This window comes from Variovorax sp. (assembly GCF_035634955.1).
Taxonomy (GTDB): domain Bacteria; phylum Pseudomonadota; class Gammaproteobacteria; order Burkholderiales; family Burkholderiaceae_C; genus Variovorax.
Genome location: NZ_DASQBZ010000022.1, coordinates 41,084 through 64,592 on the forward strand (window position 1 = coordinate 41,084; position 23,509 = coordinate 64,592).

At 64.0% G+C, this 23,509-nt stretch carries 24 protein-coding genes; 13 read left to right on the forward strand and 11 right to left on the reverse strand.

Annotated elements, in window-relative coordinates:
* Positions 1 to 90 precede the first annotated feature (90 nt).
* Positions 91 to 573, forward strand: a complete 483-nt coding sequence (locus tag VES41_RS12340) for a hypothetical protein (RefSeq protein ID WP_324817148.1) — start codon at positions 91 to 93, stop codon at positions 571 to 573.
* Positions 574 to 610: 37 nt separating this feature from the next.
* Here the strand turns inward: VES41_RS12340 and VES41_RS12345 are convergent, their stop codons facing one another.
* From VES41_RS12345 to VES41_RS12360, 4 genes are all read right to left on the reverse strand, one after another.
* A complete protein-coding gene (locus VES41_RS12345; RefSeq protein WP_324817150.1) occupies positions 611 to 1,075 on the reverse strand; it encodes a DUF6790 family protein in 465 nt (154 codons plus the stop codon).
* 131 nt (positions 1,076 to 1,206) lie between these two features.
* Complete coding sequence (locus VES41_RS12350; RefSeq protein WP_324817152.1) at positions 1,207 to 1,695, reverse strand: hypothetical protein; 489 nt, start codon at positions 1,693 to 1,695, stop codon at positions 1,207 to 1,209.
* Positions 1,696 to 1,725: 30 nt separating this feature from the next.
* Positions 1,726 to 1,992, reverse strand: a complete 267-nt coding sequence (locus VES41_RS12355) for a hypothetical protein (RefSeq protein ID WP_324817154.1) — start codon at positions 1,990 to 1,992, stop codon at positions 1,726 to 1,728.
* A 275-nt stretch (positions 1,993 to 2,267) separates the two neighbouring features.
* Positions 2,268 to 3,305, reverse strand: coding sequence for a helix-turn-helix domain-containing protein (locus tag VES41_RS12360; protein WP_324817433.1), 1,038 nt, complete (start codon positions 3,303 to 3,305; stop codon positions 2,268 to 2,270).
* Positions 3,306 to 3,841: 536 nt separating this feature from the next.
* On the opposite strand from VES41_RS12360, the gene VES41_RS12365 reads away from it, so the two are divergent.
* The 3 genes from VES41_RS12365 to VES41_RS12375 are packed head-to-tail and all read left to right on the forward strand — an operon-like array spanning position 3,842 to position 5,440.
* Positions 3,842 to 4,348: a cupin domain-containing protein gene (locus VES41_RS12365; RefSeq protein ID WP_324817156.1), complete on the forward strand. Its 507-nt coding sequence runs from the start codon at positions 3,842 to 3,844 to the stop codon at positions 4,346 to 4,348.
* Complete coding sequence (locus VES41_RS12370) at positions 4,345 to 4,710, forward strand: hypothetical protein (protein ID WP_324817158.1); 366 nt, start codon at positions 4,345 to 4,347, stop codon at positions 4,708 to 4,710. Before VES41_RS12365 ends, VES41_RS12370 begins: the two co-directional genes overlap by 4 nt.
* Positions 4,711 to 4,723: 13 nt before the next feature.
* A complete protein-coding gene (locus tag VES41_RS12375; protein WP_324817161.1) occupies positions 4,724 to 5,440 on the forward strand; it encodes an MgtC/SapB family protein in 717 nt (238 codons plus the stop codon).
* Positions 5,441 to 5,658: 218 nt separating this feature from the next.
* Here the strand turns inward: VES41_RS12375 and VES41_RS12380 are convergent, their stop codons facing one another.
* A complete protein-coding gene (locus VES41_RS12380) occupies positions 5,659 to 6,693 on the reverse strand; it encodes a helix-turn-helix domain-containing protein (RefSeq protein WP_324817164.1) in 1,035 nt (344 codons plus the stop codon).
* Between the two features lie 358 nt (positions 6,694 to 7,051).
* Here VES41_RS12380 and VES41_RS12385 point away from each other — a divergent pair, with 358 nt between their 5' ends.
* The 3 genes from VES41_RS12385 to VES41_RS12395 all read left to right on the forward strand — a co-directional run bounded on the left by VES41_RS12385 (position 7,052) and on the right by VES41_RS12395 (position 9,980).
* A complete protein-coding gene (locus tag VES41_RS12385) occupies positions 7,052 to 7,609 on the forward strand; it encodes a hypothetical protein (RefSeq protein ID WP_324817167.1) in 558 nt (185 codons plus the stop codon).
* Positions 7,610 to 7,908: 299 nt separating this feature from the next.
* On the forward strand, positions 7,909 to 9,402 hold the full coding sequence (locus VES41_RS12390; protein ID WP_324817169.1) for a carotenoid oxygenase family protein: 1,494 nt from the start codon (positions 7,909 to 7,911) through the stop codon (positions 9,400 to 9,402).
* Between the two features lie 14 nt (positions 9,403 to 9,416).
* A complete protein-coding gene (locus VES41_RS12395; RefSeq protein ID WP_324817171.1) occupies positions 9,417 to 9,980 on the forward strand; it encodes a hypothetical protein in 564 nt (187 codons plus the stop codon).
* A 100-nt stretch (positions 9,981 to 10,080) separates the two neighbouring features.
* On the opposite strand, the gene VES41_RS12400 is transcribed toward VES41_RS12395, so the two are convergent.
* Together VES41_RS12400 and VES41_RS12405 are read right to left on the reverse strand one after the other, a co-directional pair.
* Positions 10,081 to 10,641 carry an XRE family transcriptional regulator gene (locus VES41_RS12400; protein ID WP_324817174.1) on the reverse strand — a complete coding sequence of 187 codons (561 nt, stop codon included), beginning with the start codon at positions 10,639 to 10,641 and terminating at the stop codon, positions 10,081 to 10,083.
* 45 nt (positions 10,642 to 10,686) lie between these two features.
* Positions 10,687 to 11,487 carry a cysteine hydrolase gene (locus VES41_RS12405; RefSeq protein WP_324817176.1) on the reverse strand — a complete coding sequence of 267 codons (801 nt, stop codon included), beginning with the start codon at positions 11,485 to 11,487 and terminating at the stop codon, positions 10,687 to 10,689.
* Between the two features lie 307 nt (positions 11,488 to 11,794).
* Between VES41_RS12405 and VES41_RS12410 the strand changes: the two genes are divergently transcribed.
* The 3 genes from VES41_RS12410 (at position 11,795) to VES41_RS12420 (ending at position 14,757) form a co-directional block, all read left to right on the forward strand.
* Positions 11,795 to 12,325 (forward strand): GNAT family N-acetyltransferase, encoded by a 531-nt coding sequence (locus tag VES41_RS12410; RefSeq protein ID WP_324817180.1) that lies wholly within the window; start codon positions 11,795 to 11,797, stop codon positions 12,323 to 12,325.
* A gap of 696 nt (positions 12,326 to 13,021) precedes the next feature.
* Positions 13,022 to 13,837 (forward strand): TorF family putative porin, encoded by an 816-nt coding sequence (locus tag VES41_RS12415; RefSeq protein ID WP_324817182.1) that lies wholly within the window; start codon positions 13,022 to 13,024, stop codon positions 13,835 to 13,837.
* A gap of 83 nt (positions 13,838 to 13,920) precedes the next feature.
* Complete coding sequence (locus VES41_RS12420) at positions 13,921 to 14,757, forward strand: PTS sugar transporter subunit IIA (RefSeq protein ID WP_324817186.1); 837 nt, start codon at positions 13,921 to 13,923, stop codon at positions 14,755 to 14,757.
* Between the two features lie 265 nt (positions 14,758 to 15,022).
* Here the strand turns inward: VES41_RS12420 and VES41_RS12425 are convergent, their stop codons facing one another.
* The 4 genes from VES41_RS12425 to VES41_RS12440 form a co-directional block, all read right to left on the reverse strand.
* Positions 15,023 to 15,724, reverse strand: coding sequence for an enoyl-CoA hydratase/isomerase family protein (locus tag VES41_RS12425; RefSeq protein WP_324817189.1), 702 nt, complete (start codon positions 15,722 to 15,724; stop codon positions 15,023 to 15,025).
* Between the two features lie 179 nt (positions 15,725 to 15,903).
* Positions 15,904 to 16,638: an amino acid ABC transporter ATP-binding protein gene (locus tag VES41_RS12430; RefSeq protein ID WP_324817191.1), complete on the reverse strand. Its 735-nt coding sequence runs from the start codon at positions 16,636 to 16,638 to the stop codon at positions 15,904 to 15,906.
* Positions 16,639 to 16,651: 13 nt separating this feature from the next.
* Complete coding sequence (locus VES41_RS12435; protein WP_324817194.1) at positions 16,652 to 17,902, reverse strand: M20/M25/M40 family metallo-hydrolase; 1,251 nt, start codon at positions 17,900 to 17,902, stop codon at positions 16,652 to 16,654.
* A gap of 5 nt (positions 17,903 to 17,907) precedes the next feature.
* Positions 17,908 to 20,847: an FAD-dependent oxidoreductase gene (locus tag VES41_RS12440; RefSeq protein ID WP_324817196.1), complete on the reverse strand. Its 2,940-nt coding sequence runs from the start codon at positions 20,845 to 20,847 to the stop codon at positions 17,908 to 17,910.
* A 109-nt stretch (positions 20,848 to 20,956) separates the two neighbouring features.
* On the opposite strand from VES41_RS12440, the gene VES41_RS12445 reads away from it, so the two are divergent.
* From VES41_RS12445 to VES41_RS12455, 3 genes are read left to right on the forward strand one after another with little or no spacing between them, the layout of a single operon-like run.
* Positions 20,957 to 21,850, forward strand: a complete 894-nt coding sequence (locus tag VES41_RS12445) for a dihydrodipicolinate synthase family protein (protein WP_324817199.1) — start codon at positions 20,957 to 20,959, stop codon at positions 21,848 to 21,850.
* Between the two features lie 54 nt (positions 21,851 to 21,904).
* Positions 21,905 to 22,741 (forward strand): ABC transporter substrate-binding protein, encoded by an 837-nt coding sequence (locus tag VES41_RS12450; RefSeq protein ID WP_324817201.1) that lies wholly within the window; start codon positions 21,905 to 21,907, stop codon positions 22,739 to 22,741.
* A 38-nt stretch (positions 22,742 to 22,779) separates the two neighbouring features.
* A complete protein-coding gene (locus tag VES41_RS12455) occupies positions 22,780 to 23,502 on the forward strand; it encodes an amino acid ABC transporter permease (RefSeq protein WP_324817203.1) in 723 nt (240 codons plus the stop codon).
* Positions 23,503 to 23,509: the final 7 nt, after the last annotated feature.

Genomic DNA, 23,509 nt, shown 5'->3' on the forward strand with positions numbered 1-23,509 from the left:
AGAGTCAACAACGGGACTGGCAGACAACTTTCGCTCGGTCTCTGATTGAAAAATTGATGCATCGCGTTTGAACGCGCAGCTCAACTCAACATGTCACTCACACAAGTTGCCGTCCTGCTCGCCTTGAGCATCTATGCCATCTATCGGCAATCGATCCGGCACCCGGTGGCGCATGGCCTGGCGCGCTTCAAGCTGGCCTTCATCTACGCTGCGGTCGGTTTGGTCGTGGGCGGCTTCTACCTGCCGCCCGACACCGGTGCATGGACGGCCTTGATCGTCAGCCTTGTCGCCAGTCTGGTGGTGGGCGTGTTGCGTGGGCGAGGTACGCGCCTGTGGCGCGAGGCCGACGGACAAGCATTCAGCCAGGGAACGCCATGGACGATCGGGCTGTTCCTGGCGTTGGTTGGTGCCAAGTTCGCGTTTGGCGCGTGGGTGTATCTGCACCACGGCCATCCGCACGGCGGTTTCGGTGAAGTGATGCTGATGATCGGCCTGATGGTGGCGATGCAGGCTCAGATCGTGTGGCGGCGCGCTCAAGCGTTGCCCTTCGAGCGCGAACTTCGCCCGGCATGAACCACACCATTGTCAAGACGGTCATCCTGTGGCCTCGTCATTGAATCGCCAGCATTGTGCCCAGACAGCCCAGCAGCACCAAGGCAGCAAGCAGGTCGGACGCCATGGCTACGTTTTCCAGTCGGTTGCGATGCGGGTGGAACACATGGCCTATGCCAGCCAGTGCAAAGAACAGGCCGCCCGCGAGACACGCTGCCGGTACCCAGTCGCTCCGCCACAGGCTGAGCAACCCGAGGGCACCGAACGACACGTTGGCAAACCCCAGCTCGCGCACAAGGAGCAGCGGCTCGGTTCCTGCAATGCCTAGCAGTGTGCGTGCCGTGTACGCGGGATTGATGATTTGCCGCGCGCCAGCGAGGAATAGGCGCACCCCCACGGCCCAGAACGCGGACCAACGTGCGATGGATTCAACGAGCGGCGGGCCGGACCGGGTGAACTGCTCGATCACCACGGCGCTAACGGGAAACACGAACATCAGCAAGCTGACGCTGAGGTAGTACATCACAGGCAACTCCTAAGAATCATCGCCTCGACGCCAGGAGCATGCTCCACGGGCCAAGCCACCGGCGCGCCAATGAGCGTGCTGGCAGTCTTGCTGGACGAATGCTCCGGGCGTCACAGCCAGCGCTTGAATCAGAAGTTCACCGTGAACGAATGCCCCTGAGCGACTTTGCATTGGCCGCTTCCGCCGCCCTTCATGCCCATATCGGGCGTGATGAGTTGGATGCGGCAGCGCATCTGGCGGTTTCCTGCATCGGTGAGGTTGGCGACGACCTTGCCGCTGTACTGGGTGCTCGTGCTCTCGCTCTGCCAGACGGGGCCGCCGGCCCACACTTCATCCGGCCAGTCGTTCCAACCCATCGGCCAGGGCGCCCACATCGGGGCCAAGCCATCGCTGACGGTCTGGCGCGTGATCTCCATGAACCGGCCCTGGAACACGCCGTCGGGAAGCGTCGCCGTCATGCTGCCGTCGATGGCGCCGTCATCGCTCTTCCAGGAAATGAGCACCGGCTGCATCGGCTTGCCAGCCTGCACGATGTCGCCGCCGCCCATGCCGCTGCTGGCACAGCCGGTCAGCAAGGCGGTGGCCAGGGCCAGTGGCGCGAGAGCGGCTGTACTCAATCTTGTCGGCATCACATTGTCTCCCGTGCCTTACCAGCGGCGGCCTTGATGGAACTCGTCGGCGATGGCGACTTCGGACTGCGCCTGCTTGATCAGTTCGACCGCGCGCCCGGCGTGGCCACCGAAGGTCGGTCCGTTGACGTTCTGCGCGCCATGAATGTGATTGATGGCAGCTTGCAGCGCTTCCTCTGCCGACTGGAAGTTGGGGTGCGACAACGCGAAAGAAGCCGCGCATGCGCTCAGCGCAGCCATGCAGCAGGCGCCAAGCGCAAAGTGTTTGATCGATTGCATTTTCATGATGAAACCTCGGTTCGATTGAATGAAAGTGGTGTGCGGTGCCGAGTGGCGTGCCGCTTGTTCAGCAGGTCGCCGCCTTTGGCGACGTTGCAGGGAAATTGTCTGAACTGCGGCGTTGATTCAGTTGGGTGCGCGTCCCACTTCTTGCCGGTGCGTACCAATGGCACGCACCCGATGCATCCCTGCTTTCGAGATGACGCCCTCAAGAATGACGATGGCGCCTTGTGGCGCCATCCATGGATCCGCAGGGTCTGCGCGCCTAGGCAGCGCAGCGGTCAGTGCATCAGCGCACCGAGCCAGTCCTCAAACCGGCGCTCGCTGGTGCTGACCTGGTTCAGCGGCTGATAGCGCGGCGTCTCGCGAGCGCAGTAGCCGTACTGTTCACGGAAGGCCTTGCTGAAATGCGCCGCGCTCTTGAAGCCGTGGGCTTCGGCCAGGCGAGAGATCTGCGTGCGTTCGCCGCCGCGGCTCAGGATCTCGTGCACTTTCGACAGGCGTCGCTCCCGGATGAACTGCGACACGCCCCCCACTGGCTCGAAGACGCGATAGAGCGTCGAGCGCGACACCCGCAGATGGCTGCACAGCTGGGTGGCTCCGAGTTCCTCGTCCGCCAGGTTGCCGTCGATGTGGCGGCGCGCGCGTCTGAGCAACACGCATTCGACGGCAGCGCGCGCACCTTCTTCGTTGGCGGCCGTTTGGGCCACACTGGCGGCCACCAGGTTGATGGTGGCCATTTCCAGGCCCGGCAGCTCTTCATCGCGCGTGCCGGGCATGCTTTCGCTCAGTGCGTTCAGATGCTCGGCCAGGAGGCTTGCACAGGCATTTCTGGGAGAGACGCCGTGAAGATCCAGCGCACGCGGCAGGGCGCGCTCAAGCGGCTCGCGTGGTATGTACAAGAGCGCCGTTGCGCAGGCGGACTCGCTCGACTCTGCGCGCGCCATGTCGGTGATCACGAGCTGGCCGGACGTCAGGCGAAGCTGTTGACCGCCGGCGTCGCAGTTGAACTGGCCGCTGCGAATCAGCATCACGCGGTAGTGGTCCAGCTGATCTGCGCGGATGTTCCGGTCGCGCCGCGCCCGTGTCTGCACCGGGCCGAACTCGCCGGAGCCGAGCAGCGTCTGCTCCAGCTTCCACATCTTCACGCGGGCGGTGAAGCGGTCTTCGTCTGCCTTGTCCGGCAGGCCCATGTCCCAGCTTCGCGCCAGGTTGTCGCGCCAACGGGAAAGGCTTTCGGCCGGGCTGGCGTGGGCATGGGAGTCAAACTCGAAATGAGGCGTCCGGCGGGAAAATTGGGACGCAACGGCGGTCGGCATGGCGATCACTCCTGAGGGCACTGCGTCTTCGAGCCGGACGCGGCGGGTCATCCAACAGGCCGTGGCGGCTCGAAGGCTGTCGCGTGGCTTGCCGCATGTGGGCGCCGCGCGGCTGCTTGCGCCAGGCGGGGTGCCTTGGAGCACCGATGGGGAAATGATAGAAATTCGGTCCGCGCTTGACTCGACGTTTCGTCCCAGTTCTTGCGCCGGCGTCTCAGTAGGAGCTCCTCCAGTGCCCCCGCAAGAAGCCCGCCAGTCTGAGTGGGCGTCCTTAGCGCGGGCTGAAGCGATCAGGGCGTGCGGCCTGGCTGGGACGCCACGTCAATGTTTGGGACGCCTGGTCAATTTCCATCGGGTCCACCGGTTCCAAACTTGGGTCGAGCGCACGCGGACGCCTAGGCATGAACTGGGACACAGCGCCAATTCAGAGCGCCGTCGAGTTCCTACGATCGGCTATCTCAGTTCAAAAGGCTCTAGGAGACTGAAATGAATCGCCGCCAGAACCCACGTCGCGCAGCCATGATGGAGGCGAACGCATGCCGCTGATGCCCGCTGGGGTCGTGAGTTTCGCCCGGCCTGAATCGGCAGAACGGATCATCCGGATCCCGGCATTGGGGCTGACGGTGCGAGTACGAATGGGGCCGGGGCAGGGCGGCGGCCCGACGGTGATCGAAACCACCAATGCAGCAGGCTTCGGGCCACCCTTGTATCGCAGGGGCGAGATCGAGATCTTTCAGGTTGTCTCGGGGCGCTATTTGTTCGAGGTCGACGGGCAGCGATTCATCGCCCGCCGAGGCGACATGGTTCGCGTGGCCGGCGGCGTCGCACGGGCTTTCGTCAACATCACCGGTACTGGCGCCCGGCAGCAGATCATCATCGATCCAGGGGTCGACGCGGCCGCGTACTTCGAACAACTCGCATTCCTGCTCGACCTAGGGCGGGAGACGCCCAGGCAAGGTCTGGACGAAGGCCTAAAGCAGTTCGGGCAACGGTGGGGCATCGAATTCCTGGCTGGTCCCATACCGGCGGAGGCGGCGGTATGAAGCGATCGGCACTGCGCTACGGTGCTTCGGTGGTCGTGAAGCGACCTGTTATTGACGCGATGCTGGCTTTGTCGCCATTCGCTGCGGTTTGCGCATTGGCGGCCTTGACGGATGCCGCCAATGCAATCGTCGGCGGAGCGGCGCTCGCGGGGCTGACATTGGTCGGGACAACGATTCTCAGTGACTCGCCTGTCAGATTGGCCAACATCGGCAGCTACCTGGTTCTGTCCGGCTTGTCGCTTTACGCATTCGCCACGGATCTTCCGCAATCGGGACTGTATCTGCGCGCTGGCCTGGGTCTGACAGGGATTGCGTTGCTACTGCTTTGGCCACGGCGCGATCAGAACGCTACTGCCACGTAGTCGGGCGCGACCCATGCAATCGCTTCAACATTTCGACGTCGCTTCGATGCTCGACACCTTCGTGAGTGTCGGATCGGCGTTCCTCCTTGGCAGTCTGATCGGGCTGGAGCGGCAGATCAGGCAGCGCACAGCCGGCCTTCGCACCAATACGCTGGTCGCGGTGGGTGCGGCTGCCTTTGTCGATCTGGCTCAAGGCTTGTCGGGCAACGACGGGGCCGTGCGGGTGATTGCCTATGTTGTCTCGGGCGTTGGCTTTCTGGGGGCTGGCGCCATCATGAAGGAAGGCGCCAACATCACCGGCATCAACACTGCGGCGACGCTGTGGGGCTCGGCGGCCGTCGGCGCCTGTGCCGGGGCCGATCGCATCGCCGAGGCGCTGGTGGCTGCTCTTTTCGTGCTGGCGGCCAATACGCTGCTGCGCCCAGTGGCCGATCGAATCAATCGCAAGCCCCTGGACGAGCAGTCTAGCGAGGCCAACTACGCCGTCCACGTGATCTGCCAAGGCGGCGAGCGCGGTGCGGTGCATGACCGCCTGATCGAATGGCTGGAATCAGAGGACTATCCGGCGCGAAACGTGGAGCAGAACCCGTTTGGCCGGGATGACGTTGAGATCCTCGTGACGCTGTACGCCACCTCGGTCGTTCCGGAGCAACTCGATGCGGTGGTCGAGCGGCTGGAAAAGCTGCCCGGGGTCAGTCACGCCTTCTGGAATGCCAGCGGCCACGTCTGATTGTGTAGCGCGCAACGCCTTCGCTTGCGAAGCGCCGCAGTCCACTCGATCTCGCGAGAACTGGCGCCCGACCTTCAGCCGCCACCGCATCCTGGCGGCATGTGGCTCGTGCGCGCTGATGGCTATGTCGGCATGACGGCCCGCCAGGGCGAGACCGACCAGGTGCGTCGCTATCTGCTGGCCTTGGAAAAGCCTCAAAGCCGATTCACCGGGGAGGTTCAAGATTCCAGTGTTTCCAGCCAGCGGTCGAATCGACTGGCCGAATGGGCGCTGGCGCCTTGAACCACCGCCCCAATTTGACCGGTCGCTTCGCTCGGGCTGTAGCCGAACTGCTGCTTGAACGCGCGGCTGAATTGCGTGGCACTTCTGAAGCCGTTTTGCTCTGCCAGGTGCGCCAGGTTCTGTCGCAGGTGCTGGCCGCTGCTGAGAATCTGGTGGACGCGCGCCAGGCGCCGCTCCCTGATGTAGTCCGCGATGCCCCCAAGGTGGACAAACAGCCGGTAAAGGGTGGAGCGCGAGACTCGCAAGTGCGCGCAGATCTGTTCGACCGAAAGTCGCTCGTCCACCAGATTCTGGGCGATGTACTGCCGCACACGTCGCAGCATCACTGAGTCAATGGCTGGCTGCGCAGCGTCGAGGTTGTCCGGGCTCTGCGCAAGGCTGGCGGCCAGCAGGTTGACGGTGGCTCGGGTGACGCCGGCAACCTCCGGGCCAGACATCTGGGGCATGGCATTGAGCAGTGAAGACAAGTGGCCGCTCAGTAGATCTGCACATGCATTGACTGGGGATGCTCCGTGCAACCTCACGGGTCGAGGCAGGGCACTTTCGAGCACATCGCGCGGGACATAAAGGATGGAAGCCTTGCAGCACGACACGTTCAACTCCGGCGCGGCCATGTCGGTGATCACAAAGCGCCCTGGCGACAACGTCACCTCCTGACCGCCAGCTTCACACCTGAACTGACCCTCTCGCAACATGATCAACCGGTAGTGGTCCAGTTGGTCCTGACGGATGTTCGCGTCTCGCCGAACGCGCGTCTGAGTGGGGCCGAAGGTGCTGGAGCCGACGAGCAGGCAATCTGCCTTCCACATGGCGACCTCTGCCTGGAAGGCAGGCATGTGTTGGGGCTGGATGTCCATCTCCCAGCTTCGCGAGAGCGATTCTCGCCAGAACTCCAACGCCTGTTCCGCAGGCATGGACCTGGAGTCGAAGTGGACATGCGGCGCCCCAAGGAACGCGGGGTCATGCTGCATGTCGAACCTCAACGCAGCAGGTCATTGGCTCTGGGCTCTGCGCCGCGGCAATGACTGGTATGCCCACTACGCACACGAAGAGGCCCGCTACCAACCGTGCCACGAATGCGCGAAGACGTGGCATGAAACTCCCGGGGGGTTACCCGGTGAATTGTGCTTGAAGTCCTGACATTGGTGCGGATTTTCGGTTCGCTGGGCCCAATGGCACGCCAGGTCAACGATTGGCACGCTGGAGAAACTGCCGCGCGTCGATCGCGACCATCATTCATCTGCTCGTGTGCACACCCGAAAGTGCACTTCTCGAGACAACCCAACTGCGACATCTGTTCGCGTTTCACATCCTTTCAGGAGCATCCTCATGAAATTCAACTCTCTTGCCCTTGGCGCCGTGTGCGCCAGTGTCTTGTTTGCCGGTTCGGCTTTTGCCCAGCAGCCCGTCGCCGCACCCGTTCAGGTCCTCGACGCTGCCGGCCACGCAGCGGCCACAACGATGGTTGCCACCGTTGCTGCGGTCGACGCAAAGAATCGCGTCGTCACGCTTAAGGGCGAATCAGGCAATGAGTTTGCCGTACAGGTCGGAAAGTCGGTGAAGCTGTCGAACATCCAGCCTGGCGATGCCGTTGACGCAACTTACGTCCAAGCGACCGCACTTGACTTCCAGACAGGCGACGGCATCCGAATGGCCAAGAAGACCCTGTCTGGCGATGGCGGCAACGGCATGAAGCGCACAACCGTGATCTCCAATGTCTGGGCCGTCGACCGGGCCAACGGCGACGTGACCGTCCTCGGCCCGTTCGGCCATCTCAGTGCCGTGCATCTGAGGGACCCGGCCGACCTGAACGGCGTGAAGGTAGGCGATCAGATGAAGATCACCTACACGCAAGCCATTGCGACTGCGATCGTCAAGAAGTCCTGAGCCGGATCGGCGTGCGTTGGAGGCGGCTGGTAGGACCTTGGCCGCAAAGTTGATGTCGAACTGGTGACCATGTTTATGGCGCAGCCGGCGCTAAGTGAGCAGATTGCCGAGCTAGCGTCACGCCGCTGCCGCAGCGCGCGGCGTGCGCACCACGCAGACCGGCGAAGCCCTTTGCCGCGAGGCCACTCAGATTCCGCGCTGCGTGGAGCGTCTCCTGGACCTGCCAAGCATGCTCGCCAGAATGACTTCACGGCACAGGCACAGATCGACATTGGTACATCGTTCAATGAGGTAGCCCTATGCACTTCACAGCAACGCGTCGCGACTTTCACCAGCTCACTTCCAGTATTGCCGCCGTGACTGCCGGCGCACATCTGCCGTCCGCCTGGGCCGGCAAGCCCTCAGTCGACGTCGACTGGACCTCCGACGATCCCCACCTGAGCGGCAACTTTCTGCCGGTCATGCGGGAGACGGACGCCAGCAACCTCAAGGTGACGCACGGTCGGATTCCAGCCGAGCTCCGCGGCGTCTACATGCGCAATGGGCCCAATCCCCAATTCAAGCCCCTCTCCTTCGCCTATCCGCTCGACGGCGACGGGATGATCCACGCCGTTTATCTGGAGGATGGCAAAGCGCACTACCGTAACCGCTTCGTACAGACATCGAGCCTGGCGGTGGAGCGGCGTGCTGGCAGTGCGGTGTTCGGAAGCTTCACCCGTCCGGTGCATGTCGATCCGGCCCTCTTCCTGCCGAGCGAGACGCCTTCGCAGATCAAGAACGGCGCCTTCGTCAACATCATCCAGTTCGGAGGCAAACTGCTGGCCCTCAATGAGGCCACCACCTGCTACGAGATGACCGAGCAGTTGCAAACGGTCGGGCAATGGAAGGCCGGCACCGATCAACCCATTCGCATGGGCGCGCACAACCGCCACCATCCGCGCACGGGCGACCTCTATGCGCTTGAGTATTCATGGCGCACTCCGACGGTCAAATTCCATCGCCTGAACCCAGCAGGCGTGCTGGCAAGCACGGTCTCGGTGGAGTTGCCGATGCCGACGATGATCCACGACTTCATCCTCACCGAGCGCTACATCGTGTTGATCGCCGGCCCTGCGGTGTTCGATGTCGAAGCGGTGAAGGTAGGCAAACCGTTCCTTCAATGGCGACCCGACCTGGGGATGCGCATTGCGCTGGTCCCACTCGACGGCGGCACACCCACGTGGATCAAGGGTGAGTCATTCTTCGCCTTTCACTTTGGTAATGGCTTCGAGCGCGGCAACGAAATCGTGGTCGACTTCGTTCACCATGAGAAGTTCGGGTTGGAGAGCGGCGCCCCTCCCACGATGCGGCGCATGACCATCGACCCGTTGCGGCGCAGTTTCAGCCTCGCGAAGTTCTCCGATGACCGCACGGAGTTTCCCCGAATCAACCATCTGCACGAAGCGCTACCCACCCGCTACGTGTATGCGCCGACGCTCACCGACTCGCTCAAGGTACCCAACCCGCCGTCCGCCGTCTTCAACACGTTGCTCAAGTTCGACACCGAAACCGGAAAGATTGCGCGGCATGACCTGGGCAACCAGATCGTCGGTGAGGCGGCGTTTGTACCCAGGCCAGGGGGAACGCGCGAGGACGACGGTTACCTCGCCGCCTTCACCTGCGACCCCGCGCGGCGTCGCAGTAGTTTTGTGCTTCTGGATGCCCGTCGCATCCACGAGGGACCAATTGCAGTGGTCGAGTTGCCCCAGCGTGTCCCGCAGGGGCTGCACGGCAATTGGATGGCCAAGGCCTGAGAAGGAGAAAGCACATGAACGTTCTCCTCGGTTTTGCTCCATTTGCGGTCTTCGCGGTACTTGGCCATGTCTTGAGTCTTATGCCTGCACTTTTCGCGGCCGCTGCGGTGTCGGCGGTGATCATCGTGCACGATCTGCTCCGGAAGACCACGCCAAAGCTGCTCGAGATTGGCTCGATGGTTCTCTTCGGCGGGCTTGGCCTGTACGCGCTTCTGTTCGAACCGCGTTGGCTGGTGCTGGAAGTGCGGCTGTTCGTCGACATTGGTCTGCTGATAATCGTGGCGGCGTCGATCGTCGTAGGGCGACCCTTCACTCTGGCGTATGCGCGCGAAAGGACGCCCCAGCGCGTCTGGAATCAGCCAGCGCTCCTTAAGACGAGCCGTGCCATCAGCATGGCCTGGCTGGCTGCCATCGCAATGCTGGTGATCGCCGATGTCGTCATGGTCTATGTGACCGTCGTGCCATTGAAGGTCGGCGTCGTCATGTCAGTGCTGGCAATTCTGTGGGCCGTTCGATTCACGAGGCGAAAGATCGCCACCGCGCGAGCGATAAGCAGCGACAGCATGGCCAACGGATGAACTTCTGAAGATCACTTTACAAGGTCCATGGGACTGCTCGAACGACTGCAATCGCTGCGATGCGCCCGTAGCCCGGTCCGCTCAGACGCGCCAAGCCGATTCACCGAATCGTCAACGCAGCCACCACATAGGTGCATGGCTTGCTGGTGTTGTTGACAAACGCGCAGTCGGTAGGCGGGCCCAGTTCCAGGCAATCCCCCTTGTGCATGGTGTGCCGCACCTGGCCCTCGACAAAGACGAGTTCTCCATCCAGCACCCAAATCAGTTGACGCAAGAAGGCGTAGGCCGAGGCTGGCATGGGCACCTGCTTCTTCGCCGGCAAGGTCACCTGTACCAGGTCCAGTGGCATGTCCGAGCGCGGCGACACATGGCGGCGCAGGTAGCCCGTGTCGGGGTCGGTCCACGTGGGCTGGTCAGCAAAGCGAAGCAGGCGGCCCTGAGCGATCTCGGCGCGGGCCATGAGCGTGGACATGCTCAGGCCAAACGCGCCGGACAGCTTGGCCAGGATATTGGCCGTCGGGCTGCTGTCTCCCCGCTCGACCTTGTGAATCATCGCCCTCGAAACCGCGGCCCTGGCGGCCAGATCCGTCAAGGACCAGCCGCGGCTCTCACGTTCCAGTCGAATTCGGGCGCCGATGCGCTGGTCCAGGTCATTTGTCATCCGTTCTACTTTAGTGGACAACGGATGCAAAGAGCCAGACCTCTCCTACCCCTGTGCCCTGACGCCGAGCAGCTTGACGAAGGTGTCCGCAGCGATGACCGGTGCGAAGAAGTTGTTGATGCGCTCCATGGCTGCCTTCTCCTGTTCAGGCTTCTGACAACCGCACGCGTCACCGACCATGATCGGGAGGTAGCCGTTGTCGCGCGCCAGGCGTGCGTTGCCTTCGATGCACCAGTCCAGATGGATGCCGGTGAGAACGATCACCTCGACTTTCTTTCTCGACAGCTCCAGCGGCATCTGCGTGCCGATGAACGCTGTTTGCAGCGCGCGCTCGTTGAACTCGTTGTCGCCGGGTCGCACCAAAGCGCGCAGTTCGCCCACGAGTTCGTTGTCGCGCGCCATCTGCTCCTTGCTCCAGTTCAGTCCCTTGGTCCAACTGGCGAACTGCACGCGGTCGAAATCGTTCTTGGGGTAGTCGCTTCCATTGCGGAACACCTCGTAGCCGATCCAGTTGAAGGATACGAAGTTCTTGGCCGAACGTGCGGCTTGCACGACTTTCACGGTGGCTTCCAGGCTGCCGCGCTGGCGATGCCCCTCCGCAGCCTGCACGCCGCCTTCGTCGTAGCAGGACTTGTTCTGGCTGACCGAGCAATAGGCCGCGGGCCGGGACAGGATCTCGGCCAAGTCCAGCTCCTTCCACTGTGCGGCCAACTCCGGGATGGCGTGGATGCCGCCGACCGTCGAAGGGCTGGCTGCTCTGGCGCCCGATACGCCGAGCAGGGTGGCTGCTGCGGCGCCAGCCGTTCCCAGAAAAGCTCTGCGGTGGGTCAATGTCGATTCGTTCATGGAATTCCTCTCTATGGTGGTTCAGTCCTCCGGCGCCTTGGGCCCAAGGCGCTCATCCGCAGATGCAAATGACATGCCAACATAGGAGACGCGCATAGTAATATAGTGAACGGCCATTCGATTCTGCAGATGCAGCAAGGCTTTGGGCAAGACGTCGCGCTCCGATCTGGCTGCTGGGAGACCTTGAGGCGCGAAGCGCTCTCAGCGGTTTCGCACCAACAGAAGTCGGCCGAGCCCGAACACGTGCGCAGTCGGCACCGGCGTGGCCCCATTGCGTCGGGGCGTCATTTCAGTGAAAGAGGAAGCTATGAGCGAACACATCATCGTGCAGTGCACCCGAGAGCGACATGCCGCAGCGATGCTCGAAATCTTCAACGAGGCCATAGAAACATCGACGGCGCTCTACGACTACAAGGCGCGCCCGCCAGAGAGCATGGTCAGCTGGTTCGAGGCCAAGCGTTCAGGCAGCTTCCCGGTGATCGGCGTCGAGGACGCAGGAGGGACGCTGTTGGCATTTGGCAGCTACGGAACCTTCCGCGGCTATCCCGCGTACAAGTACACCGTGGAGCACTCGGTGTACGTCCACAAGAACCATCGCGGCGCGGGCCTCGGCCGGATCGTGATGCAGGCATTGGTCGAAGCGGCCAGGCAGCGGGACGTGCACGCGATGATCGGTGCCATCGACGCGTCCAACGCCGGAAGCATCGCACTGCACGAGCGACTCGGCTTCAAGCACGTCGGAACCTTGCCGCAGGTCGGCTTCAAGTTCGGACGCTGGCTCGATCTGGTGTTCTACCAACTCTTGCTGGAGACGCCTGCCGCACCTATTGATGGTTGAGGGGAGCAGCTTGCGGGGTCGAGACGATGTTCGTTGAACGTCCCGACCTCCGCTGGTCCTGAGAAAATCATCGCTATGGCATCCAGAGTCGAATGGGTGAGTCACTCATCGCGACCGCGCAATGCGACCCCGGAACTGCTGGATTGGACTTGAGATGCCTCAAGGAGGCCGCCGCGTGCAGGTGAAATGTGCCCTCACCAGACGATCCAGTCCTTGAAAAATTCTTAGCGCCTGCAGGATCTACCTGCACCAACTTCATGAATAGCAGCGAAGGGATACAGGCGCTGACGCTGGAAGAGCGGACATCGGCTTTGTGCGCAACCTGGTAAGGACGTAGCGTGTTCACGCGCTATCGACATCGAGGACGTTGCATCAAGGCCCGGTGGGGTGCTTCCGGCTCGTTGACACCGACCTGAGCTTTCTGAGCATGTGAGCTTGGCCACTTCCTTGCGCAGCCTGGCTATCTCCGCATCCTGCGCCGTCTGCTTGCATTGCAGGAAAGGCTGCTGCGGCGCCTCACGCAACTCGCACACCCAATTGCGCAACACATCTCGTGCGCATCCAAGTTGTTGGCAGCTTGGCCCACGGCAACCGCGATCGCCCAGAGATCAATCCTTTATGCGCAGACGCTTCCTTTTTACATGCCTTTTATGGAAGCGATCGTAGGCTCTGGGCTCCTCAAATTGCCCATCGGACATGAACTACCGCAATCTCGAAAGATCCCTGCTAACTGCCTTCTTGATCACGCTGCCCATGCTCGGCAGCGCGCAGACCGCGGCGCCGGAGACGTCTCCCGTCACGGCAAACGTCACGCTGACCACGAACTACAAGTTCCGCGGCCAGGACCAGGACGTGCTGGGCAGCAACGGAAACTTCAAGACCAGCGCGGTCAAGCCGGCCATCCAGGGCGGCTTCGACTACGCCCACGAGAGCGGCTTCTACATCGGCAACTGGAACTCCAGCGTGGACTGGATTGACGGCAACAGCATCGAGTCCGACCTGTACGGCGGCTACAAGTTCAAGGGCGCCGGCATCGACTGGGACGTAGGCACGCTCGGCTACATCTATCCGGGCGGCACCCAGGGCAACACCTGGGAAATCTATGGCGCGGGCACCTACGCCAGCGCCTTCGGCGCCTTCACCGTGAAGTACTCGCGCACCGTGTCGGACGACTACTTCAACTGGGCCGGCGCCAAGGGCGGCTCGGGTCTGTCGGGCCGCAACACCGGCTACCTGAACCTCGGCTATGCCTACGAGGTGGTGCCCAAGCTGACGCTCAAGGCCGCGGTGGGCTACACCTGCTTCGCTTCGGACATCAAGGACAACACCTCGGCCACGAACTACTACGACTACAACCTCGGCGCCTCGTATGACTTCGGCGCCGGCCTGGCACTGGGTGCCTACGTGCAGGGCGCCAACAAGGGCAGCGCCTTCGAGGTGACCGGCGCCGATGGCAACACCCTCAACCCAAACAAGGCCCGCTTCATCGTGGCCTTGACCAAGACGCTGTAACGACCGGCCAATCCATGCCCGCGCGCGCCAGATTGGCTGCAAGCTGCACGCGACCTGAGGTCCGCAGTCACGGAGATTCAGCGATGGCCAAAAGCCTCGACCTGCTTGCGGCCTGGCTGCAACCCAAGGCAATCCTCCTGGAAACTCAGGTGCGGGACCGTTCGCATGCGCTTCAGGTTGCGGCAACAGCAATCTGCCAAGGACATTCGATCGATCCAGTGCGCACGTTTCGCGCACTATGGCGGCGCGAGCAAGCTGGATCCACTGCCCTGGGCGGAGGATTTGCGATCCCGCATGCCCGAATGGCGGGCATTGCTCAGCCCACAGCGCTTTTCATGCGACCCAGGACGGCCATTGCCTTCGACGCGCCGGACGGCCTGCCCGTTTCTCAACTGCTTGTCCTCGTGGTGCCCGAGGGCGGCGCAAGCGACGACCATCTGCAGTTGCTTGCATTGGTCGCTCGTCTCTTGTCGGATCTCTTCTTCCGCTCAGAAATTGCTACCGCAGCAAGCTGCGCAGAAGTCGAGGATGCGTTCCGATCCGCAATCGCGCGGTTGACGAGCAAAAGGAAATCCAACGTGGCCTACGCCGCATACCGTGAATACCTCGGCGAGTACCGCAAGTCGAGCATCAGTGCGTTCCATGTGCTGGATGTCATTGTCGCGACCGGCGACGTCCGGGTCGTACACCAGATCATCCTGCGCTTTGCCGATGCAAGCGTGCTGCGCTGCGAATCCCTTCTTCACGAACGCAACTCGCACGAGACGGACGCGCTTCGAGTTCGCATGATGATCCGGCTTCCACTTTCAAGTTACGCGCCGGTACTGCATGAGTTGGTCGAGGCAGTCCCATCCGGCGAGATCGGTCGCCTCATCACTTGGCGGGATCATTTGGCCAGGCGGAGGCTTCGCCATGTCTGACCTCGCGGTTCGCATTGCTTGCGCACTCGCGTCGTTCCTCGTTCCCATGGCCATCGCCGGGATGTCGGCCTTGCGTGCGGCGCGGCGCATTTCCGAAGAACAGAAAGAGGATCGGGCAACCAGGTGGAAGCACTGCGACGGCCAGGAAATCTCGCTTCGTGGTCATCCTGGCAGTCATAGGCCCTAGGCGGCAATCAGCTGTCAAGCAACACCAATGATGTGACCCGCTTTGCTGCGCGGCGTCCTGCCTGGCACCCGTGCGCTCTCACGCCGAGAGGCCCAGCGCTGCATGCGCTGCGTTCTCCAGCTTGATCGCGGCGTCGAAGTTAGCCAGCCCGACGTCGTTGAAGACCCGCTTGAACTGGCGTGCGACCGCCGGATCCAGTGCTGCAAGGCGCCGCGCCATCTGCATCGACGCCTCGTCGAGCTCGTCCGGCGCGACCACGCGCCACACCAGGCCCCAGGTGCGGGCCTCGTCGGGTGTGAACTCTTCGCCTAGTAGAGTGAGCGCTTTGGCCCGGCTTGGCCCTGCACACGCCTGTAGCGTCGCGCTCAGGCCGCCGGTGACGAATACCCCGAGAGCTGCCTCCGGCAACTTGAAGCGCGCGTTGCTCGCGGCGACCACGACGTCGGCGTCGAGCATCCACTCCAGGCCGGCGCCAATGGTCCAGCCGTGAACCGCGAACAATACCGGCTTGTCCAGCCGAACCAGCGCGGAAGCGACGGCCTGCACGAGCGTAAGGTCGCGGTCCGTCGGCGCGGCGCCAACGTCGCGGCCGGCGCAGAAAGCGCGCCCGTTGCCCCGGACGCGCACTGCGCGGACCGTTGTGTCGATACCCGCGGCTTCGATTGCCATGAGCAGCGCTTCGGCGACATCGTTGTCGATGGCATTGAGCTTGTCGGGACGGTTGAGCGTCAGCGTCATGACGCCATCGGCGATTGTGGTCAGGAGCGGCGTCTTGGTCATGCGTGTCATTCTGCCGGGATGGCGTCAGCCTGGTCGCGCAAGCGACGGACCCGCCCGAAGAACTCCACAAGCGAACCGGCGGAGAATTCCTCGTCCTGACTCCTTGGAGTCTGGCCGGCGCTGTGCCCTGATGCCCTTTGGGGAGGCGCCGGCGAAGTGAACACCGCAGGGCCGCTCACTCAGTGCTGAAGAATCTTGGAAAGAAACTGCTGCGCACGGTCAGAGCGCGCGGAAGGATTGCCGAAGAACTCGTCTTTGCTGCAGTCTTCCACAATGCGGCCGCTGTCCATGAAGATGACGCGATTGGCCACCTTGCGCGCGAAGCCCATTTCATGCGTGACGCACATCATCGTCATGCCTTCACGGGCCAGCTCCACCATCACGTCGAGTACCTCGTTGACCATCTCCGGGTCGAGCGCCGAGGTGGGCTCGTCGAACAGCATCGCAATGGGGTTCATCGCCAGCGCACGCGCGATGGCCACGCGCTGCTGCTGACCACCCGATAGCTGGTTGGGAAACTTGTGCGCGTGGGCGCGCATGCCCACGCGCTGGAGCAGCCGCATGGCGGTGTCGTGCGCCTCATCGGCGGAGCGCTTGAGCACCTTGCGCTGCGCAATCGCCAGGTTCTCCTCGATCGACAGGTGCGGGAACAGGTCGAAATGCTGGAACACCATGCCCACGCGTGCGCGCAGCTGGTTGATGTTGATCTTCGGGTCGCCGACCGACGCGCCGTCGACCAGAATTCGTCCCTGCTGGAAAGGCTCGAGCGCGTTCACGCACTTGATGAGCGTGGACTTTCCCGATCCGGAGGGGCCGCACACCACGACAACTTCGCCCTTGCGCACGCTCGCGCTGCAGTCGGTGAGCACCTGGAAGGCGCCATACCATTTGCTCACTTTCTGGATCTCGATCATTTGCATTCCACCTTCACTGTTGCAGGAGTTTCAGGAGAGTGTTGGCGACCACCTGGGTCGCCAGGCGCAGTTCGGCCAGCGGCACCCGCTCGTCGGCGCGGTGGCCATTGGCCTCCAGCAGGGACTCGGGGCCGGCGCCATACATGACGGTGGGGATGCCCGCCTCGCTGTACAAACGTGCGTCGGTATAAAGCGGCACGCCGATCGGCGTGACCGGCTTTCCCATCACTTCGCTCGCTTCGCGGCACAGCAACTCCGTCAATTCCTTCGCGCCCTGCGCCGGCGCGAACGGTCGCGCGAGGAGGATGCGGCGGATCTCCACCGTGATGCCGGGCAGGGCGCGGCAGGCGTCTTCGATCACGTCGCGCAGTTCGGCTTCGACTGCCTCCGGCGATTCCTCGGGAACGATCCGCCGGTCGATGCGCAGGCTGAGCCGGTCGGCCACCACGTTGGTGTTGATGCCGCCCTCGATCAGGCCCACGACGAGGGTGGGGTGGGAGATGCCGGGCGTCTGCGACGGGCGGTTGGCAAGCGCGTCGCGGTGGCGGTAGAGGGCAGGCAGCAGGCTTGCCGCAGCCTCGATCGCATCGTGGCCGGTATCCGGCCTGGCGGCGTGGGCCGACTTGCCGCGCAGCGTCACCTCCAGGTGCAGGCAGCCGTTGTGCGCCACCACCACGTGGTGCGAAAAGGCTGCAGACAGCACGTAGTCGGGGCGGCTCAGTCCTTGCGACAGGATCCAGCCGGGGCCGGTCATGCCGCCGGTTTCCTCGTCATAGGTCAGATGCAGCTCGACGCTGCCGTTCAACGGCGTGCCCGATGCCGCGGCATCCTTGAGTGCGCGCATGGCGAAGGCATAGGTGGTGAAGTCCGACTTGGAGACCGCTGCGCCGCGGCCGTACATCCAGCCTTCGCGCACTTCGCCGCCGTAGGGGTCGCTGCTCCAGCCTTCGCCGGGTGGCACCACGTCACCGTGGGCATTGAGCGCGACCACGGGTCCGCCGTTGCCGAAGCGCTGTCGCACTATGAGGTTCACCACGCTTTGCATGCCGTTGGCGGCGGCGAACTCTGCGGGGACCGGGTGTCGCTCGACTTGAAAGTCCATCGCCTCGAGCAGGGTGGCGGTGAGCTCCGCGTGCGGCGCGCAATCGCCCGGCGGATTGTCCGAAGGGCATTGCACGAGGCGGGCGAGCATCTGCACCTGCTCGTCGAAATGCATGTCGATGAATTGGCGCAACTGCGCCCGAGCGTCGGCGTGATGGGTCATGGGGCTCAATGGAATCGTTCGATGCGAAAAGGAGAGATGTCGAAGTCGGTCCGGCCGCGTGTGATGAGTTCGGTCACCAGCCGGGCGGTGATCGGCGCGAGCGTGTAGCCGTTGGAGGTCACGGCGTTGAAGAAGCCCGGCACGCTGGGCACTTCGCCCATGATCGGAGCGCCGTCGATGTTCACGTTCATGCCGGCCCAGCAACGCAGCACGTGCAGTCCCGAGATGGCCGGCAGCACGTGTCGCGCAACCCAGAGGTTGCCCTCGATGCTGGCACGTTCGGCACGGTTCAGGCGCATGTCCTCGTTGAAGGCCGCGGTCCAGCCGCCGCCAACCAACAGCGCGCCGCTGGCAGCCTGCTTCAGGCTCAGGTGTCTGTTGGCATGCGCGATGAGGTGGTCCACCAGCGGCGGCGCCGGCTCTGTCACGATCATCTGCAGTGGCGCACCCTTCACCGGAATGCTTACGCCCAGCATGTTGCCGATGGCACTGGACCAGGCACCGCTCGCGTTCACCACGCGGCCGGCGCGGATGGTGCCGCGCGAGGTACGGACCTCGAATCCCGCGCCGTCACCGGGCAGCCGCTCGATGCTGTTCACGTCGCAGCCGCGCAGGAAGTGCGCTCCCTGCTCCTGCGCGCGCCGCGCAACGGCATAGGTGGCACGCAGCGGATTGATCTTGCCTTCCATCGGGCACAACTCGGCGCCCAGCAGCTTGTCTGACAAGGCGGGCGACAGGCGCCTGAGTTCGGTGCCGTCGATCAGCTGCGCGTCGATGCCGTGGCTGCGCTCCAGCGCCGCTTTGGCCTCGAGGAAGCGCAGGCCGGCATCGCTGTCGGCCACCATCAGGCCGCCGGTGATCTTGATCTCCAGGTCCTCGCCGCAGTCAGATTCGATCTCCTGCCACAGGCGCACGGACATCGGCCCCAGCGGCAGCGTGGCCGCGGCCGGGCCGCCCCCGGCCTGCGCGCGGTCGCCGAAGTCGAACGAGAGTAGCTGCACGTGCAGGCTTCCCGCATTGGCACCCGACGCCTGGAGGTTGAGGTCGTCGCGGTCGACCACCGTCACGTCAACGCCTTGCCGCGAGAGGTAGTAGCCGAGGCAAGAGCCCAGTACGCCTGCGCCGATCACCAGCACGTCCGTCTTCAGGGGCTGTTGTTCCAAGGGCGGGACCGCAACCGGCCGCGCGAGGTTGGGCGTGATCGCCGGCTTGTGCCCGCCCCACTCGGGCTTCTCGAAGCCCAGGGCGCCTGCAGGCACCGGCTTGGCCGGTGGACGTGGTGCAAGGTACTGCTCGACACCCGGCGCCTGGCCCGTCATTTCGGTGACCAGTCGTGCGGCAGTCGTCGCGCAATAGCGGCCCTGGCAACGGCCCATGCCCAGGCGGGTGTTGCGCTTGAGCGCGGCGAGCGTGTCGCGGCCGGCGCGTATCTGCTCGCGAACCGTGCCGAAGCTGATTTCTTCGCAGCGGCACAGAAGCGTGTCGTCGGGTACCGAGGCGAGCGAAACCGGCGGTGCCTGGTAGATCTTCCACAGCGCTTGCTGAAACTGCATGGCCTTGTGCAGCCCGGCGACCGCTTCGGTTGGTGGCGAGCCTGCGTGGCCGAGCTTGCGTGCGGCCGCCGTACCGGCCAGCGTGCCGCGGGCAAGGGCCACGCGCGATCCGCCCATGTCGGCGCCATCGCCGACGACGTAGACGCCCGGCAGGCTGGTCGCGCCATCTTCGCCGGTGACTGTGGACAGGTAGCCAAGATGGCGGGGCGTCAACCGGTGCTCGCAACCGAGCATGCGTGCCAGTTCGGTGGACGGGATGAAGCCGTAACCGAGGCAAAGCGTGTCCACATCGAACCGGCGCGTGTGGCCTGGTTGCGCAAGCTCGCTGGCCTGCACGTGCTCCAGCGAGCCATCGCCTTCAGCGGCATTCACCGTCCAGCCCCAGAGCACCGGCACCTTGTGTGCGCGCAGGCGGCGCAAGTAGCGCCAGCCGTCGCGCAGCAAGTCGGGCGCGGTGCGGGCCGCCGTCAGCATCGATCGCCACTGCGCTGGCGAGGGGCGCGCCGCCGATTCGAGCACCGCGACGACATGGGCGCCCCCGGCCAGCAGCTCTGCCGCGAGCTGCAGGTTGAGCGGGCCGTTGCCCGCAATCAGCACGCGCTTGCCTGGCGACACGCGGTAGGCGCGCGCGAGCGTTTGGCCGGCGCCGGTGGTCATCACGCCGGGCAGCGTCCAGCCAGGAAAGGGTGCGGGGCGTTCGTATGCTCCCGGCGCAATGATCAGCTGGCGGCAGGTGATCGCATGGGCCCGGCCATCGATGAGCGCACCAACCTCACGCGGCGAGAACGCCGACCAGACCTGGGCGCCTTGTTCGATGGCCACCCCGGCTTGTCTAACCTCGCGCTCCAACGCAAGTCCGTCGGCAAACTGACGGTCGGCCGGGCTCGGCGCCTGGTGCGAAGGCGCCAAAGGCTTGTAGAACTGGCCGCCGGCCTGCAGGCGCTCGTCCAGCAACAGCACCTGCGCGCCGGCGCGTCGTGCGGCAAGCGCTGCCGACAGGCCGGCCGGGCCTGCACCCACCACCAGCACATCCACTTCGCGCCGAGTCGGCTCCTGGGCCGCTTCGTGCGCCAGCGGGACAAGCGGATCGGCCTGCGTGCCCGCCGGCATCGCTGAGCGCACCTGCTGCCCATCGGCCACCTTGGTTAGACACGCGCGCTGGCTGGCCTTGCCATCCACCGTGACAAGGCAGTCGAAGCAGGCGCCCATCCCGCAATACAGCCCCCGGCGCTCGCCTCCACGCGTGTGGCGCATCTTGTTGATGCCCGCCGCGGCCAGTGATGCCGCGATGGTTTCGCCCGCAATTCCCTCCAGCGGCTGGCCGTCATACCAGAAGCGCACTGGCTGCCCGACGGCAGCGATGGAGGGGTGGGTGAGTCTGGCAGCGCTCATGGTGGGACGGCGGAACGGCAAAAAAGCTCGTTGACGGGATGCAATGTATACGTATACTACACGTATACCGAGCCATCCGCACCCGATTTTTCAGCCAGGACCCCACCCCATGACAGCGTTTCGTGGCACCTACACAGTGCTTATTACCCCCATGACCGAAGACGGCAAGCATGTCGACGTGCCTGCCCTCAAGAAGCTGGTCGATTGGCAGATCAAGGAGGGAATCCATGGGCTGATTCCCCTGGGGAGCACGGGAGAGTTCCTGTCGCTCACCCCGGATGAACGCCAACTGGTGATCGAAACCTGCGTCTCCACCGCAGCAAAACGCGTGCCTGTGCTCATCGGGACCGGCGCGGAGTGGACCGACGAGTGCGTGCGCCTGAGTCGCGAGGCCGAATCCATGGGGGCCGATGGCGTCATGGTCATTCCGCCCTTCTACAGCACGCCCACCGACGACGAGCTGTTCGAGCACTACCGCAAGGTGGGCGAGTCGATCGGCATTCCGATCATGGTCTACAACAATCCGGCCACGGCCAACGTGGACCTCAAGCCCGATCTGGTGGCGCGCCTCTCGCGCATCGACAACTGCCGCTATATCAAGGAGTCGACGCTGGAAGTCACCCGCGTGCGCGACATCATCGAGCTGTGCGGCGACCGCATGACGGTGTTCGCCGGCATCCTCGGCTACGAGTCCTTCTGGCTGGGCGCGCAAGGGTGGGTCGCCGTGTGCTCCAACCTCATTCCCCAGATGTCGGCTCGTCTGTTCGAACTGGTGGCAGACGAGCGCGACATGCCTGCCGCGCTGGCGCTCTACAAGAAGATGCTGCCCATCGTCCGATGGGTGGGTGGCCACCGCTACGTGGCCGCGTCCAAGGACGGCCTGTCGATGATGGGCCTGCCGGTGGGCAAGCCCCGCGCGCCGCGTCTGCCCCTGCCCGATGCCGATGCCGCCGCCCTGCGCCGCGACCTCGAGCGTCTGGAGCTGATCGACTCCATCCGCTGACCCGATCCCGTTCTCCAGTCCCGCCGCTTCGTTCACTTCCCCAAGGACCTCACCATGAAACTGCTCCCCGCCCTCGTGTCGGCCTCGGCTCTCTTCCTGTGCGGCGTCGGCGTCGCGCAGGCTCAGGCCCCGGCCTGCAAGTCGCCCGTGCCTGATTCCGCCTTGACCAAGAAGGGCACGCTCGTGATGTCTGTCAACCCGACGCTGCCGCCAATGCAGTTCGTCGACCAGAGCGGCGCGCTCAAGGGCATGCGCGTGGAGCTGGGCGAGGCGATCGCCAAGCGCCTGTGCCTCACGCCGGAGTACGTGCGCATCGAGTTCTCCGCCATGATCCCTGGCCTGCAGGCGGGTCGCTGGGACGTGATCAACACCGGCATCTTCTACACGGAAGAGCGTGCCAAGCTGATGCAGATGCTGATCTACGAAGACCAGGCCATCAGCATCAGCACCACCCGCGGCAACCCGCTGAAGATCACCAAGCCGGAAGACCTGTCGGGCAAGAGCATCGGCGTCGAGATCGGCGGCTTCGAGGAGCGCAAGGCGCGCGAGCTCGACAAGCAGCTCGTCGACAAGGGCATGAAGGGCCTGAACATCCGCACCTTCGAGAACTTCGCCATGGCCTTCCAGGCCCTGCGCGCAGGCCAGGTGGAGGTGGCGCTGTCCATCGACTCCACAGCAGAGGAATTCCAGAAGCGCGGCGACTTCGAGCGCGTCCTGCACGGGCTCTTCCCGACGCCGGTCGCGCTGGCCGCCAAGAACCGCGAACTGGCCGAGGCGATGGCCAAGGCGCTCAACGACATGAAGGCTGACGGCAGCTTCCAGAAGCTGTTCGACCAGTACGGCGTGAAGCCCATCGACGGCCCGGTGAGTGTCAAGGGCCCGGCGGGCTGAAGCACCGACCGACCGCAACTGCAACGCAAGGAGACTTCATGGGACAAGGCTGGAGCTGGTCGGGGTTTGCCGACTACCTGTTCAACCCGTATCTGCTGAGCGGCGCCGTGACCACGTTGTGGCTCACGCTGGCCGCCATCGCAGGCGGGCTCGTGGTCGGCGGCGCACTGGCGCTGGCGCGCCTGTCCAGCCACCGGTGGCTGTCGGTGCCCGCGCACTTCTACATCTGGGTGTTTCGCGGCACGCCTCTGCTGGTGCAGCTCATCATCATCTATACCGGCCTGCCGCAGCTGGGGCTGAAGTTGTCGGTGATCGAGTCGGCGTTGCTGGGCCTCATCCTGAACGAGGCGGCCTACCTGGCGGAAATCATCCGCGCCGGCATCCAGTCCATTCCAGCGGGGCAGACCAACGCCGCGCGCGCGGTGGGCTTCAGCAGCGCGCAGACCATGCGCTACATCATCCTGCCCCAGGCCATGCGGTTGATCGTGCCGACCCTGGGCAACAGCATCAACGGCCTGCTCAAGACGACGTCCATCACCTCGGTGATCTCGATGGAAGAGCTGCTTCGCCGCACGCAGGTGCTGATCCAGGAGCGCTTCATGGTCCTCGAGCTGTTCGTGGTGGCGGCCATCTACTACCTGCTCATGACCAGCGCCTGGGACTTCGTGCAGCGCCGAATCGAGCGCCACTACGGACGCGCCTACGGCAGCAGCAGCGAGCCGATCTCTGCCCCGGTCGAGGCGGCGCTCGAGCAACGTTGAGGGCATC